The sequence below is a fragment of the Alteromonas sp. ABH4_454 genome (assembly GCF_056311775.1).
The window spans coordinates 170,333-185,138 of record NZ_CM149972.1 but is presented as its reverse complement, the minus strand read 5'-3'; the positions used below and the strand labels follow the sequence as shown (position 1 = coordinate 185,138).

The 14,806-nt window shown below is 44.1% G+C and carries 12 protein-coding genes and 4 tRNA genes; 14 read left to right on the top strand and 2 right to left on the bottom strand.

Annotated elements, in window-relative coordinates:
- Window positions 1-240 precede the first annotated feature (240 nt).
- The 14 genes from murB (at window position 241) to ACYX4W_RS00745 (ending at window position 10,669) form a co-directional block, all read left to right on the top strand.
- Entirely contained in the window at window positions 241-1,281 is a 1,041-nt protein-coding gene (murB, locus tag ACYX4W_RS00810) for a UDP-N-acetylmuramate dehydrogenase (protein ID WP_476074405.1), read from the top strand.
- Window positions 1,278-2,264, top strand: coding sequence for a bifunctional biotin--[acetyl-CoA-carboxylase] ligase/biotin operon repressor BirA (gene birA, locus ACYX4W_RS00805; RefSeq protein ID WP_179984680.1), 987 nt, complete (start codon window positions 1,278-1,280; stop codon window positions 2,262-2,264). Before murB ends, birA begins: the two co-directional genes overlap by 4 nt.
- Window positions 2,265-2,400: 136 nt before the next feature.
- Window positions 2,401-3,147, top strand: a complete 747-nt coding sequence (locus ACYX4W_RS00800) for a type III pantothenate kinase (protein WP_476055712.1) — start codon at window positions 2,401-2,403, stop codon at window positions 3,145-3,147.
- Between the two features lie 121 nt (window positions 3,148-3,268).
- Window positions 3,269-3,344 (top strand) — tRNA-Thr (locus tag ACYX4W_RS00795).
- 7 nt (window positions 3,345-3,351) lie between these two features.
- Window positions 3,352-3,436 (top strand) — tRNA-Tyr (locus ACYX4W_RS00790).
- 33 nt (window positions 3,437-3,469) lie between these two features.
- Window positions 3,470-3,544, top strand: a tRNA-Gly gene (locus ACYX4W_RS00785).
- Between the two features lie 7 nt (window positions 3,545-3,551).
- Window positions 3,552-3,627 (top strand) — tRNA-Thr (locus ACYX4W_RS00780).
- Window positions 3,628-3,694: 67 nt separating this feature from the next.
- Window positions 3,695-4,879, top strand: coding sequence for an elongation factor Tu (gene tuf / locus ACYX4W_RS00775; protein WP_012519826.1), 1,185 nt, complete (start codon window positions 3,695-3,697; stop codon window positions 4,877-4,879).
- Window positions 4,880-5,408: 529 nt separating this feature from the next.
- Window positions 5,409-5,873 (top strand): antitoxin Xre/MbcA/ParS toxin-binding domain-containing protein, encoded by a 465-nt coding sequence (locus tag ACYX4W_RS00770; RefSeq protein WP_476074404.1) that lies wholly within the window; start codon window positions 5,409-5,411, stop codon window positions 5,871-5,873.
- Complete coding sequence (locus ACYX4W_RS00765) at window positions 5,873-6,346, top strand: RES family NAD+ phosphorylase (RefSeq protein ID WP_476074403.1); 474 nt, start codon at window positions 5,873-5,875, stop codon at window positions 6,344-6,346. Before ACYX4W_RS00770 ends, ACYX4W_RS00765 begins: the two co-directional genes overlap by 1 nt.
- 152 nt (window positions 6,347-6,498) lie before the next feature.
- Window positions 6,499-7,851 (top strand): alkaline phosphatase PhoX, encoded by a 1,353-nt coding sequence (locus ACYX4W_RS00760; protein ID WP_476074402.1) that lies wholly within the window; start codon window positions 6,499-6,501, stop codon window positions 7,849-7,851.
- A gap of 265 nt (window positions 7,852-8,116) precedes the next feature.
- Window positions 8,117-8,293: a hypothetical protein gene (locus ACYX4W_RS00755; RefSeq protein ID WP_179984675.1), complete on the top strand. Its 177-nt coding sequence runs from the start codon at window positions 8,117-8,119 to the stop codon at window positions 8,291-8,293.
- The gene (locus ACYX4W_RS00750; RefSeq protein WP_476074401.1) at window positions 8,290-9,906 is read left to right on the top strand and encodes a catalase; all 1,617 of its coding nucleotides are present in this window, start codon (window positions 8,290-8,292) and stop codon (window positions 9,904-9,906) included. The genes ACYX4W_RS00755 and ACYX4W_RS00750 overlap by 4 nt, the downstream gene beginning before the upstream one ends.
- Before the next feature lie 148 nt (window positions 9,907-10,054).
- The gene (locus tag ACYX4W_RS00745; protein WP_476074400.1) at window positions 10,055-10,669 is read left to right on the top strand and encodes an ankyrin repeat domain-containing protein; all 615 of its coding nucleotides are present in this window, start codon (window positions 10,055-10,057) and stop codon (window positions 10,667-10,669) included.
- A 52-nt stretch (window positions 10,670-10,721) separates the two neighbouring features.
- On the opposite strand, the gene ACYX4W_RS00740 is transcribed toward ACYX4W_RS00745, so the two are convergent.
- Together ACYX4W_RS00740 and ACYX4W_RS00735 are read right to left on the bottom strand one after the other, a co-directional pair.
- The gene (locus tag ACYX4W_RS00740; RefSeq protein WP_476074399.1) at window positions 10,722-12,365 is read right to left on the bottom strand and encodes an alkaline phosphatase D family protein; all 1,644 of its coding nucleotides are present in this window, start codon (window positions 12,363-12,365) and stop codon (window positions 10,722-10,724) included.
- Between the two features lie 87 nt (window positions 12,366-12,452).
- Window positions 12,453-14,690, bottom strand: coding sequence for a DNRLRE domain-containing protein (locus tag ACYX4W_RS00735; protein ID WP_476074398.1), 2,238 nt, complete (start codon window positions 14,688-14,690; stop codon window positions 12,453-12,455).
- Between the last annotated feature and the right edge of the window lie 116 nt (window positions 14,691-14,806).

Sequence of the window (14,806 nt, the reverse complement as noted above, 5' to 3'; positions counted from 1 at the left end):
TCGATAGCGATTTTATTTATAGTGCGATCGATAAAATGCATATGAGAAAAACAGAATTAAATGGCTATTGAAAGTTATCTAGTTAGCAATGTTCTCCCATATTACATAGTGTAAGCACCACCATTAATATAAAGAGTAAAAAACTCAAAACACCGTAGGGCACTTATTTGTGTGTTTGCGCTTTTATTTGATGCGTCCTTACCCTACCATTAGCGGATTGTTCGCAGTTCGTAAAATTCTATGCCCTCATTACAAGCTTACAGCACATTCGGCCTTTCAGCGTCGTGTGATTCCATCCAGTCGTTTACCGACGTAGCCTCATTTCAATCTATCTTTAATACCTATAAGAATGAAACAAACAAAGCTATTTATATTTTAGGTGGTGGAAGCAACTCGATTTTTACCGACGATTTTGACGGTACGATTCTGGTAAACGAAATAAAAGGCATTAGTCACTTTGATACTGAAAGCCACCACTATTTACGAGTAGGAGCAGGCGAAAACTGGCATGACTTTGTAACTCTCTGTATGAAAGAGAAGTGGTATGGGTTTGAAAATTTAGCGTTAATACCTGGTTCGGTAGGGGCTTGTCCTATTCAGAATATTGGAGCCTACGGTGTAGAGGTTAATTCGTTAATCGATAAGGTGGAATGTGTATTTCTTGAAACCGGCGAACAAGTATTACTAAGTAATGCAGACTGTCAGTTCGGTTATAGAGACAGTGTGTTTAAACATGCCTTAGCCAACAAAGTACTTATCACCCATGTAAACTTTAAGTTACCTAAGCAATACGAACTTAAAACAAGCTATGGAGAATTAGCCGCACTTACCGAGCCGACACCAGAAAAGGTGTATAGTAAGGTAATTGAAATTAGAAAAAGCAAACTGCCAGATCCCAGTGAATTAGGTAATGCAGGTAGCTTTTTCAAGAATCCCGTTGTCTCAAAAGCAGTTTACGAAGCGATAGCGCAAGAATATGACTCGGTACCGCATTTTGTTGTAAGCGAAAATGCTGGTTCATCAAATACTGGAAATGAACAAGAACAAATAAAAATACCCGCTGCTTGGTTAATTGACCAAGCAGGTTTTAAAGGCAGAACGTTGAATAAAGTACGTTGCCACCCTACACAGCCATTGGTACTTACTAACTTAGGTGGCGCCACCGGAAACGATGTAATTACCATGGCGAAAAATATCATAGCAAGCGTACAGGATAAATTTGGCGTACAGCTGGAGCCCGAAGTACGCTTATTAGGAAACAAAGGACTTATTTCGCTATGAGACAAGCATCAAAAGCTATAAGAAAACATATACTCGCTTTGTTGTCTGACGGTCAGTTCCATTCAGGTGAAACCATTGCTCAGCAAGTTGGACTTTCACGTACCGCAGTAGCGGGTCATATTTCCCAACTTGCCGATTGGGGTTTAGATGTATTTAAAGTAAAAGGTAAAGGCTACCGATTAGAACGAGGTTTTCCATTGTTAAGCGCTGACAGCATTAAACGCCATTTAGGCAATACAAAACGAGCGGTTATTGATGTGGAGTCGGTTTTACCTTCCACCAATACAGAAATGAAGAAGCGTATTGCGAGCAAACGAGAAGATCTTGAAAATGGCGATGTTGTTTTTGCTGAAATTCAGACCGATGGGCGAGGGCGACATGGCCGTTCTTGGTTAGCGCCAGTTGGCGGAAGCTTAACTTTTTCTATGTATTGGTCTTTTCCTGATGGTTATCAGAGTATGGCTGGGCTTTCTTTATTAGTAGGTCTAGCTGTTTGCGATGCGCTTAAAGAATTTGGTGTCGAAGATGCTGAATTAAAATGGCCAAACGATATTTATCTGCAGGGTAAAAAACTTGCGGGTGTACTTATTGAGGTAGAAGGGCAGATAGGTGCAACGGCGCATAGTGTTATCGGAATAGGTTTAAATGTTTGTGTTCCAGATAATCAATATGACGTTGGTCAACCTCATAGCGATCTTGCGTCTTATTTAGGCACTATCCCAGATAGAAATGCATTAGCGGCAGAAATAATCAAATCTCTGTGGTTTTATTTGCCTAAATTTACTCAACAAGGCTTCGGGCCATTCACAGCATATTGGGAAGCGCTCGACTTATACGCAGATAAACGCATTGTTTTGCAAATGGGAGAAAAGCGTTTTTCCGGAATTGATAGGGGAGTGGACGCCAGCGGCGCGCTTCTTGTTGAAACGCAAGACGGTATTACCCGTTTCCACGGTGGCGAAGTTAGCCTAAGAGGTAACTAACGTTTTATTTTATAGTTGAGCTACGAAAATTTTGGCCATTTTTATTATAAAAGTACTTCGTAGTTCATCTTTGTGATTTTTAGATAGAACTCTTTCCTTTCGTTTTACGTATTGCTTCGCAATTGAAAACTAAAATATGAACAACATTGAAGAAAACCACGTCATATTAGTGGATATCGGTAACACCCGAATAAAATATTCACTGCTTTGTCATGCAGAAGAAGAGCCTAATGCATGTGAAGATGCCAATTCTCTTTTCTCTTTTATCGATTCTCAGAAAAAAATTTCTCATTTATATATCGCTTCGGTAAGAAATCAGGAGCTAGTTGATGAAATATCCGCCATGTGTAACGAGCGCAATATTATTTTTGTAGAAAAGCACACAGAGAAAGAAGCCTTCGGCATAAAAAATAGTTACGCGAATGTTCAAAAAATGGGCGTTGATAGATGGCTTGCTATGGTCTGTGCTGCAGAAAAATCAAAAAAAGCATTTTTTGTTATGGATGTGGGTACGGCAATAACGGTCGACTTTGTCGTAGATGGTCAACATTTAGGCGGTTGGATCGTGCCTGGTTTTCAAGTAATGCGTAATGCATTGGTAGCTTCTACTAAAAAAGTGTACGCGAATGATGAAATTCCGACCACCTTTGGCGTAGGAACCGATACTGAAGATTGTGTGGCATCAGGGTGTCATGCGGCACTATATGGTGTTTATTTGAGCGCGATTGATTACATATCAAGCAAACAAACCGATTTTGATATAATTTTAGGGGGTGGAGACAAAAAAGTGTTTGCATTCTTAAAATCTGCTGATAACATGCGCCTCGCTCATTTGGTGATGCAGGGTCTTGCCCGCTACGCTCGAAGTGAACTTCTAAAGTGAACGTCGACGTAAGTTTTTGATTAGTTGAAAAATTGGTCAAAAAAGAAAATTGAAAAATTTTCAAAAAGACACTTGCACAGAGTTAAACAATACTCTAGAATGCGCACCCACTTGATGTAGTGCCGACTTAGCTCAGTTGGTAGAGCAACTGACTTGTAATCAGTAGGTCGCCAGTTCGATTCCGGCAGTCGGCACCATCAATCTGGAGGGGTACCCAAGCGGTCAACGGGAGCAGACTGTAAATCTGCCGGCTCAGCCTTCGCAGGTTCGAATCCTGCCCCCTCCACCACTTTCTCTATGAGGTGGCCAGAGAATTAGGATTGCGGGCATCGTATAATGGCTATTACCTCAGCCTTCCAAGCTGATGATGCGGGTTCGATTCCCGCTGCCCGCTCCAAATCAGTGCTGATATAGCTCAGTTGGTAGAGCGCACCCTTGGTAAGGGTGAGGTCGGCAGTTCAAATCTGCCTATCAGCACCAGTTTATTTCTCCCCAGCTCATGTAAAATTTCTAAATTTTTTAATGTAACTTTGCTGGGATAATAGAAATGGCAAAAGAAAAGTTTGAACGTACGAAACCCCACGTAAACGTGGGTACAATCGGCCACGTTGACCACGGTAAAACTACCCTAACTGCAGCTATCACTACAGTTCTTTCTAAAACTTACGGCGGTTCTGCTCAGGCTTTCGATCAAATCGATAACGCGCCTGAAGAGAAAGCTCGTGGTATCACCATTTCTACTTCACACGTAGAATATGACACTCCTACTCGTCACTACGCACACGTAGACTGCCCAGGACACGCTGATTACGTTAAAAACATGATCACTGGTGCTGCTCAGATGGACGGTGGTATCCTAGTAGTAGCTGCGACTGATGGCCCTATGCCTCAGACTCGTGAGCACATCCTACTTGGTCGTCAGGTTGGTATTCCTTACATCATCGTATTCATGAACAAGTGTGACATGGTTGATGATGAAGAGCTTCTAGAGCTAGTAGAAATGGAAGTTCGTGAACTTCTTAACGAATACGAATTCCCAGGTGATGACCTACCAGTTATCCAAGGTTCAGCTCTTAAAGCGCTTGAAGGCGACGCAGAGTGGGAAAAGAAAATCATCGAGCTTGGTGAAGCGCTTGATTCATACATCCCAGAGCCAGAGCGTGCAATCGACAAGCCGTTCATCCTTCCAATCGAAGACGTATTCTCAATCTCAGGCCGTGGTACTGTTGTAACAGGTCGTGTTGAGCAAGGTATCATCAAGGTTGGTGAAGAAGTAGAAATCGTAGGTATCAAAGACACTACTAAGACTACTTGTACTGGTGTTGAGATGTTCCGTAAGCTTCTTGACGAAGGCCGTGCAGGTGAGAACGTTGGTGTTCTTCTACGTGGTACTAAGCGTGATGAAGTTGAACGTGGTCAAGTACTAGCTAAGCCTGGTTCAATCACTCCACACGTTAACTTCGAAGCAGAAGTATACGTACTGTCTAAAGATGAAGGTGGTCGTCATACTCCATTCTTCAAAGGCTACCGTCCACAGTTCTACTTCCGTACAACTGACGTAACTGGTGCTGTAGAGCTTCCAGAAGGCGTAGAAATGGTAATGCCTGGTGACAACCTTAAATTCAAAGTTGAGCTAATTGCTCCGATTGCGATGGAAGAAGGTCTTCGTTTCGCAATCCGTGAAGGTGGTCGTACAGTAGGTGCTGGTGTTGTATCTAAGATCCTAGACTAATCTAGACTTAGCAACACAAGCCAAAAAAAGCGCACTTAGGTGCGCTTTTTTTATGCCTTTTGGAAAGTGCGTGAGCGTATGCCCTCTGAAACACGCCGTGAACCCATCCATGGGGGCTCCGACACCGCATCCCTGCGGTGTAGGGTTTCAGAGGGCATACACTCACGCCCGTTACTATGCGTTAAATAAGACTTTGTAGGAGAGGGGGATACGCCGTAAAACCATCCATGGCGGCTTCGCAGCAGCGTCGCTGCTGCGATCAGTTTTTGATGGGGCTTCACTCCCTCCTTAACCGGCATAGTCAATAGCTTGAGAGGAGAAAGGGGAACACGCCGTAAACCCATTCTAGCTTTTAAGTAAGAACACCGACTCCGTATCCGTGCGATGCAGGGGAACAGAGGGCATAGACTCGCTTGTTTTAATCTATGTAAAACGAAAGCTATTGGGAGAGAGGAATCCGATATCAAGTTCAGTTGATAAAAACGACATTTGTCTCTATATTTAGGAGTAATTGTCTTTTGGAGGCGCTATGAAAGTAAGTGAAAACAAGAGAGACGGGACTTACGATACCGAGGTCGATTTGGTTGAAATCGTTAGTGGTGGCCTGTTAAACAAGCTATCGTCACCGTTTGACGAAGTTGAGGCAGTCCGCAAAGGTTTTACCGTCAATAGAATAAAGCGTCTTGAATCCATAATGAAATGGGATCGAAAAGCAATTGCTAAATTTATACGTACTACACCTAAGACGCTGGAAAGATATGCTAGGGATAACAAAAATCTAAGTCCACAGGTGAGTGAAAACACACTTGATGTGGCCCGACTAATGAACCTTGGTATCGCTTACTTTGAAAGCGTAGAACGTTGGAACCTTTGGTTAAACACTCCTCACGTCCAATTCAATAATTCAGCCCCTGTCTCTGTGTTAGAGTCAGCCAGTGGTCGCGCCTTGATCAAGCGTATCGTGCTTGGCTTAGAATACGGTTTCGTAGCCTAGTGCTTGTCTATCGTATAGCACCAAGAAAGAACAACTCTAGCGAGAACGCGCTCAATGGAATAGGCGGCCATTATTGTGAGGGTCGTTGGCACTATACAGGGCAGTCTGCTGTCTATACTGCTAGCAGTCGGGCTTTAGCGATGTTAGAGCGATTAGTTAATGACTCATCTGAAGTGTTGAAAAAGGACCTCACTATAACCACAGTTCTATTGTCGGAAGAAGTTCGTATAAAACGTTTATCACTTAAAGAACTGCCTGCTGGTTGGGGTGCTATGCCATACTCGCAGCATACTAAACAAATCGGCACGACTTGGCTTCAAAATAAATCTTCTGCCGTTCTACAAGTACCATCAAGTGTTTGTCCAGGTGAATTTAATTTTGTATTGAACCCCGAACATATCGATGCCCAGCATTTTAAAGTTGTAGATTGTAAACCTTTTTACTACCCGCCTCGTTTGGCTGAAAAACTATAGGTTTGTTGCTAGAGTTCCTCCCCATTAACCGCTTTCCCCAAGCTGTCTGCCTATAAAATGCGAATGTCCCTTGCCAATGATTTCTTATAGTGTTGTTATACAGTAACAATTAATGGCTATCATGCCCGGCTTTATTGTTTAACGAGATTTTCATGATTACACGACGCCAGTTTTTAGTAGGCTCTTTGGCATTTGGTGGACTAGCGACCAGTGCTTTTGGTAAGAAAATGAATTTGGCGTCAATGCCAATTAGTGAAGGCTATGGCGCGCTAGTGGCCGACCCTCAAAAGCTACTCGATTTACCCAAAGGCTTTAGCTATAAAGTTATCTCAAGTCTTGGCAATGCGATGTCTGACGGTATGCATGTACCTGATAGGGCGGATGGAATGGGGTGTCTACCTATAGATGGTAGTAGCAATAAAGTGGCGCTAGTACGCAATCATGAATTACACCCCAAACATTTAAGTGCTCAGCCTGAGTCTATTCAAGCGCATACCAGCGACTTAGCTTATGATAGTTACGCTAATGGCATTGCTATACCCGGCGGTACCACAACCATGGTGTATAACCTTGCCACGCAAAAGGTTGAAAAAGAGTTTATTAGCCTGACTGGCACCGTAAGAAATTGTTCCGGCGGCATTACGCCCTGGGGCACGTGGTTAACCTGTGAAGAATCGGTAGACCGTCCTCATGGCCCTAACGGCGATGTAGTAAACAAAGATCACGGCTACATTTTTGAAGTACCTGCAAACGCCGACTCACTGATTGAAGCTAAACCTCTTAAAGATATGGGGCGTTTTAACCACGAAGCAGCTTGTGTCGACCCCAAAACTGGTATTGTCTATCTAACCGAAGATAGAGGCGACAGCTTGCTTTATCGCTTTGTACCAAATGAGTACGGTAACTTGGCAGCTGGCGGCCAATTAGAAGCATTAGTCGTTAAAAATAACCCTCAGTTCGATACACGTAACTGGAATGGCAATGCTATGCCTGTAGCTACATGGTTTGACGCGGAGTGGGTAGCTTTAGATAACCCAGAAAGCCCTAATGATGATTTACGCGTGCAAGGGTATGATAAAGGTGCTGCGCTTTTCGCTCGCGGTGAAGGCATACATTGGGGTGAAGATGAGCTTTACTTCTGCTGTACCAATGGCGGGCAAAAGCAGCTAGGTCAGGTAATGAAGCTTGTTCCCTCTGCAGATGGTAAACAAGACAAGCTTCAGCTGTTTTTGGAAAGTGAAGACAAGAACCTGTACAACTTTGGCGATAATCTAACTGTGTGCCCGAACGGGCATTTATTGGTGTGCGAAGATCAGTACACTGACATAGTGGATAACCATTTACGTGGTGTTACGCCAAGCGGAGAAGTATACAACTTTGCTAAATTACACGCGCAAACAGAACTAGCAGGTGCGTGTTTCTCGCCTGATGGCAATACGCTTTTCGTCAATATTTACTCACCAACGAAAACGTTGGCCATTACCGGTCCGTGGCTTAACGCCTAAGTTTATTAAATGATTTCATGCGCGGCGTTTTGACAAAAACGCTGCCACATTTTTTCTCAAACACTTAGCCCTACTATACTTACTAGCCTAAAAAGACAGATAACCTTCACTTTCCCACGGCAATAGCCATCACTCTCGTTCATAAAAAATTACGATTAGCCAGCATATTTACAATCGGTTTGTTTGATTTAATGAATCATATTATCTCGTTTTAATAGTTTTACTCAATTAATGATAATGCTCTCAACTTAACAAGGAGAGCGAAATGAGCGCACTATTAAAAAAGCTAACAACGGCCAATAGCCACCGTGTTTCCTCCACAACGAATCAACCAATTCAAACGCAATGCAACTACGCTGATAACTATTACGGCGATCAAGTTTGTGTAGAAGTTAAAGCCCCTAAACCTCGTACCAACCTTCATGTAGGAGTACAACTGTGAGAACCTCAATGAAATCAACCTTAACTAAATTTGTATTAGGCGGCGTTGCTGCCAGTATGCTTACTTTAGGTGTAAGCGCAGATACACTAACTCGCCAAAATGGCGCCCCGGTAGGTGACAACCAAAACTCGCAGACTGCAGGGCCATGGGGTCCAGTATTGCTACAAGACTCTCACCTTATTGAAAAGTTAGCGGCATTTGACCGTGAGCGTATTCCTGAGCGTGTTGTTCACGCCCGTGGTGTTGGTATTCACGGTTACTATGAAAACTATGTCGACCTATCTGACGAGACAGTAGCCGCACCATTTCAAGGCGAAGGTAAAAAGACTGAAGTATTTGTTCGTTTTTCATCAGTAGTTCACGGACATTTATCGCCAGAGACGCTGCGTGACCCACGTGGTTTTGCGGTAAAGTTTTACACCGAACAAGGAAACTGGGATCTAGTAGGCAACAACTTCCCGGTATTCTTTATTCGTGATGCGATTAAATTCCCTGATATGGTTCACGCATTTAAACCGTCGCCGGTAACGAACAAGCAAGATGCGAAGCGCATTTTTGACTTTTTCTCTCACGTGCCAGAGTCAACGCATACGTTAACCATGCTTTTCTCTGATTACGGTACACCAGCAAGCTATTTAAATATGGACGGCTCAGGCGTTCACGCATTTAAATTTGTTGATGACGAAGGTAATTACAAGTATGTGAAGTTTACTTGGAAAGCGAACCAACCTATTAAGAACTTCTCTGCTGAAGAAGCAATGAAAGTGCAAGGTATGGACTTCCAGCCTCATACTACTGATGTGTACACCCGTATCGGTGAAAAAGGTGAAACAGCATCTTGGGATCTTTATCTTCAAGAGTTAGAGCCAGAACAGTTAGATGACTTCGAGTTTAACCCACTTGATACGACTAAAATTTGGCCTGAGTCTTTAGTTCCTGCTAAGAAGATTGGTCGCCTAGTGTTAAACCGTGTGCCAGACAACTTCTTTGAAGAAACTGAGCAAGCGGCATTTGCACCAAGCAACTTAATTCCAGGTATTGAGCCATCAGAAGACAGAATGCTTCAAGGCCGCTTGTTCTCGTATGCTGATACGCAGCGCTATCGTTTAGGTGTTAATGCGTACCGCATTCCTATTAACGCGCCGAAAAATGCGGTTATCAATAACCACGAGCAACACGGACAGCTTCGCACAACTAGCTCTAATCGCGATGTGAACTATCAGCCAAGCCGTCGTCTTGACCTAAACGAAGATCCAGCGTTTCGTTATTCAAGCAAGCCGCTTGCAGGTATAACACAACAAATTCCGTTCTACAAAGAACAGAACTTTAAGCAAGCGGGTGAGTTTTTCAGAAACCTAACTAAAGAAGGTCAAGCGCACCTTATTAGTAATTTAGGTGGAGCGTTAGCATCGGTACCTGAAGAAGAAATTCGCGTAATCATTAGTGCATATATGTACAACGCAGATAAGAACTATGGTAAGGGCGTAGCCAAACTAGCTAAAGCGCCAATGTCGAAAGTTCGCCAAACTGCAAAAGACTTGATGGAGCAACAGGCAGCACGCGCTGCAAAAGCAAAGCAAGTTGCAGAAAGCCTAACGGCACTTATGCAATAAGCTAAGTAGCAATAACGTTGGGAGTTATATCACAGTGTTGAGTAACTCCCATTTTTCTTTAACAACCTTTCTCTTATAGCTTTGCTAAAACAGCTTTGCCAAAACAGTTTAGTAGTAACCAAGTTTAATTTACCAGTAAGGGGGCACAATGTCTTTTTTGAAGCAAACACTTACGGCAGCACTGTTCGTCGTTGCCACCTTCACCAGTTTTTATACTAGTGCGGCAATTGACACAACCACTCAAGCTAATACTCAACAAAGTGCAACTACGCCTAATATGGAAGCCTTGAAAGCACGCTATTTTGATGCGGCGCGAGAAGGCGATAGCGCCATGCTAGGTGCATTTTATCAAGCTGGCCTAGATGTTAACGTAGCGGATGAAAAAGGCTATACCGCGCTTATTCTTGCTGCCTATCACGGCCACACTGAAACGGTAGACTTCCTTATCAGCAATGCACACGCTAACCCATGTCAAGAAGACAATCGCGGCAATACTGCGTTAATGGGCGCCATCTTTAAAGGGCATGTAAGCGTGGCCAAACAGCTCGTATTTGCCGATTGCGATATTGACGAAGAAAATGCACAAGGCCAAACCGCGTTAATGTTCGCAAGCCTGTTCGACAGACAAGAAATTATCAATACGCTTATCGACAAAGGGGCTAACCCAGCTCACATGGATAAAGCGGGCAATTCGGTTGCCGATATCGCACTTTCGCAAGGTAACTACGAGTTAGCGAAAATACTAAGTAAAAGCGTTGATTAATCTTCAACGCTTTTAAATCGCCCTAAGATTTGGCCGCTGTCAGCCACTGAACTTATTTAAAAGGGTTGTGCGTATAGTCAAAGGATACACCTAGGTCTTTGCGTTCAGTTAATCGCTGGCTTCCATTGGTGGTATACAAACTTTTTGCCAAATAAGCCTTATATGCAGCACTATCAATAGTATCTACATACCACCAATCACAGGTTACTTTTTGATGGGTAACATCAACAATCATAAAGCCGTGAGATTTAAGCTCTACGTATTTCATATGTGGGTTCATTGTCGGTATCAATGTGGCTAGCGGGTCTGCAACAGGGTCGCTTAATCCCGGCGATGTTACCGACGGCGTCACAAACTCCACTGCTAAGGGCTGTTCACCAAGGCGAACACGATCGTTGTAGGTGTACCCGTTAGTGCTGTCTTCAAAAACCTCCATTCCCCAAGACGTGTGGATATCGCCTGTTAATACAACCGTATTCTCTATTCTATAGGCTTTGATGGCGTCCAGAATTCGTTGCCTAGCTTCAGGATAGCCATCCCATTGGTCCATGTTGAGCGCAAGAATATCTTTGGTAACAGGAATTCCGGCTGCCTCTAGGTTTGGCGCGTTCAGTCCTTTGAATTGACCAAACATCACTTGTTGCCCTAAAAAGCGCCATGTAGACGTAGATGTAGTGAGCTTATCTAGTAACCAGCGTTCTTGGGTATCGCCAAGAAGTGTACGGTTGGTATCGTAGCGTTCTGCTGAAACAGGTGAATCAACCTGCGGATCGCGCCCTTCAATGCGTGTATCAAGCATATATAAATCAAGGAGCGAGCCCCACTCAAAATGCCTGTAGATACTGCCTTCGCGAATAGGCATCCATTCATAATAGGCCTGAATTGCGTACGATTTGCGTAGTTGGTAGTTGCCTTCGCCCTCGTTATGGTTTTCAGCGCCAGTGCGATGAGCATCGTTCGTAATTTCATGATCATCCCACACCGTGATAAAGGGGTAGGCAGCATGCAATAACGCTAGGTCTGGATCAGTTTTGTATTGGGCGTGTCGGGTCCGATAGTCACTTAAGCTGGTAATTTCTTTGTCAGGCAGTGGCGCTCTGCCTAACCGCGAGCCATCACCGTATTCATCTTCGGCGTATTCATATAAGTAGTCGCCTAAGTGAAGGACGGCATCAATCTCCCCAACGGCATTCTTGTTCGTAATGGCGTGGTAGACATTGAAAAAGCCCTCTGGGTAGTTTGAACAACTTACAACTGCAAAGCGGGCATGGTCTGTCGTGACAGGTGCCGTTTTCGTAGTGCCTATGCGGCTTCTGTAGCCGTTGACTTCAAATTGATAAAAGTAGGTGGTATCCGACGAAAGGTTTTGGACATCAACTTTTACGGTATAGTCTCGACTTTCAGACGTGGTTAACTGTTCTTTCAGCACACTGTTTTTCATCGAGCTGTCCAAAGCAACATGTAGTGTGACTAGTGTTTCAGTTGCAACATGACTGATGCGAGTCCATAGGACTACAGCATTAGGGAGCGGATCACCACTGGCAACCCCATGTTGGAAATAGTAGTTATTATCCAGCTTAAAAGACGTATTCAGCGCTTCAAAAGGCGCCGCTGAAGCCCTAAAGCCTAAAATTGAAGCGGATAACCCCGCCGTTTTAAAAAATTGTCGACGGGAATAATTTATCGCGTTTTTCATTGTTTAACCTTCTCTCTCAATAGGGGAGCGCGCTTCAGCCGAATACAGCTACAGCGCTAGCCACACCTTAATTGCCTATATACGGAGTTATTTATCTGTAATTCGTAAACTCAGCCCCTGGTATTGAGAGCGAGCATGAATACCAATAGAAACGGCGCTTCCACGCGGTACGTCAATGATGCAGCTTTCCGTATTGTCTACCCCATTAGAGCGACATACATAGTTACGAAAACTGACGTTTTGGCCAATTTGTACATACAAATCAGCATCGCCAAAACCGCGTTCTAAATAAATGGAAAGGGTTCTGTCGTGCTCAATAGCATCAACAATATAGGTTTCAAAAACGCCCGTGCTTGCGTGCAAGTTTGTTAGGTTCTGCGGCGGCGTTAAAAGGTTGTTAGGCGTTGAAAAGCAATCTTCGGTAGCTGAAAAGGCCACGTGTAAAACAGGTGCTTTGGTGTTTTCGCTAGCGTCGATAAAGCGTTGCTGTAGAGGATGGTTCGTTGAAATTCCAAGCCCAAACGCCCCGTGTTCTATAAACTGCTGCTGCAGTGTTCGAATAGTAGATTCGCCTAAAGGAAGGGTTATATTATTACCTGCATCAATGACGTTAACACTTGTAAAAGTACTGCTTGAAAAGAGTGAGTGCCCACTATGCCAGTTCACTGTGTTTTCATTGAAGCTAGGCGTAACAGTTGATATGCCAAGCGCTGTGGGGTTCGGATACACGGGAATTAGTTCGCTAGCTAACCCGGTAGCAGCACTCGTTTCGCTTGGGTTAGATTGAAAAGACAAGGTAGCGCTATCGAGAGTGGCACATTTTGCTATGTCACTTGCATCAAAGCTCATCAGAGCTTTTGTTTCACCATACTGAATATGGTTATTAACCACCATCATACCGCTAGGGTAAGCATTGTAGTTCATCGTAGGTTTTGCACTAGAGATAAAACTATCGTGCTTTGCAGTAAGCGTATAAGCCCGTCGATTTTCTTGATTTGGCGGTAAGTAGGTTGTTAAACCATTGCCGTTCTGAGTTAGAGTGAAAACAGCGCCTACGTCATTGGCTACCCACCATTTAATATTTTCAGGCAAGGCTAACGGGTTCCTTTCTCTTTCCTCCATCGAAAGAGTGCTGGCTTCTTCATCAAATTCAGCGGTACGCACTTGTATTTCACTAGAAGTAATGCTCAACACTTTAAACTGTTGAATACTGGCAAGGTCAATGGTCCAAGGGTAAGACTGATTAGCAGAACGGGCCGGAGCGCCCCAGCTGCCTTCACCCACATAAACGGTGCCGCCTTCGTCTGAACGACGAAAGGCTACTTCGTTTTGCTCTGGCGCCATAGGATAGGTCAATTTGTTAATGTGGGTATCTGACTCAACGACAAGGTTCATATTGTGTTGGTAAAACAGCGCTGCCCACCACTGGAACAACCCTTCATTCGATGACTTTCCATCGAAATGAGGGAAGATGGGCTTGTGGTATTGGGCTAGTCGCCAAAAGGGCGCTTGCTGGCTCAACTGCAAATCTGACGCAAGCCAATCATTCATCTGGGTTGCATACACTTGCCATCCACTTTCTTGGTACTGACTGTTGAGCGTATAAACCCTAGCCAACGCATTAACGGTTAACGCGCCGTAGGTGTCTTGTTCATCACACACATTGTCTCGTATAAAGTCGACACCGAATACCTGACATAAGGTGGCATAGTTGGTGTCTTCATGATTACCGTGAGTGGGAATGATGGGATAAATACGCTTAAACGCTTTGCCGTTTATCACATCATTTGAAAAAGTTAGCTGCCAGTCATCAAGAAAACCCGCCATTTCAATTGGGGTATTGCCATTGGTGAAGTCACCGCCGTGCATAACAAGCAAGGGGCGGATCTTCGCTACTAGCTTGTTGCCTTCCTGCCGCGTCGTCCAGCCCGTGCGTGTGTCGCCGCCTGCAATAGCTGTAAACGGGGTAGGTTCCGTTGATGCAGTTTTAAACCACATTGGAGTATCACAACCATCAAAGTCACACACCTTGAAGTAAATCGCACTGTCGGCAGGCAAACGGGAAAGCCGCACAAAGTAAGATTCAAGGCTAAAGAAACTGGCTTTGTGACTAATCTCTACCCGTTGCCACTGGTCTTCATCGGTTGACGTTCCATATAGAACATAAGGTGAAAGGCTAACCCCCTTAGGTGAAAAACCTACTATCGCCTCGTGTGCGGGGGCGCTATCCCATGCTAACCGGTATAAGTGAGTAGCTGATACTACCGTGCCCGCATAACTCAATAAAAGCAGTGCCAGAATCGTTCTATAACTACGCATAATCATATGACTGTTACCTTAGTTTTGTTTGGTGCGTATTGGATAAAAAAATGAGGCGATGAGATATGGGGGTAACACCCTATTGATGGGGGAGTCATAAAAAATTCATAATTGTGCAGCAT

Excerpts from the sequence above, each read along its gene's own strand:
- murB (WP_476074405.1), top strand. The coding sequence starts at position 241 with ATGCCCTCATTACAAGCTTACAGCACATTCGGCCTTTCAGCGTCGTGT.
- birA (WP_179984680.1), top strand. The coding sequence starts at position 1,278 with ATGAGACAAGCATCAAAAGCTATAAGAAAACATATACTCGCTTTGTTG.
- ACYX4W_RS00800 (WP_476055712.1), top strand. The coding sequence starts at position 2,401 with ATGAACAACATTGAAGAAAACCACGTCATATTAGTGGATATCGGTAAC.
- tuf (WP_012519826.1), top strand. The coding sequence starts at position 3,695 with ATGGCAAAAGAAAAGTTTGAACGTACGAAACCCCACGTAAACGTGGGT.
- ACYX4W_RS00770 (WP_476074404.1), top strand. The coding sequence starts at position 5,409 with ATGAAAGTAAGTGAAAACAAGAGAGACGGGACTTACGATACCGAGGTC.
- ACYX4W_RS00760 (WP_476074402.1), top strand. The coding sequence starts at position 6,499 with ATGATTACACGACGCCAGTTTTTAGTAGGCTCTTTGGCATTTGGTGGA.
- ACYX4W_RS00755 (WP_179984675.1), top strand. The coding sequence starts at position 8,117 with ATGAGCGCACTATTAAAAAAGCTAACAACGGCCAATAGCCACCGTGTT.
- ACYX4W_RS00745 (WP_476074400.1), top strand. The coding sequence starts at position 10,055 with ATGTCTTTTTTGAAGCAAACACTTACGGCAGCACTGTTCGTCGTTGCC.
- ACYX4W_RS00740 (WP_476074399.1), bottom strand. The coding sequence starts at position 12,365 with ATGAAAAACGCGATAAATTATTCCCGTCGACAATTTTTTAAAACGGCG.
- ACYX4W_RS00735 (WP_476074398.1), bottom strand. The coding sequence starts at position 14,690 with ATGATTATGCGTAGTTATAGAACGATTCTGGCACTGCTTTTATTGAGT.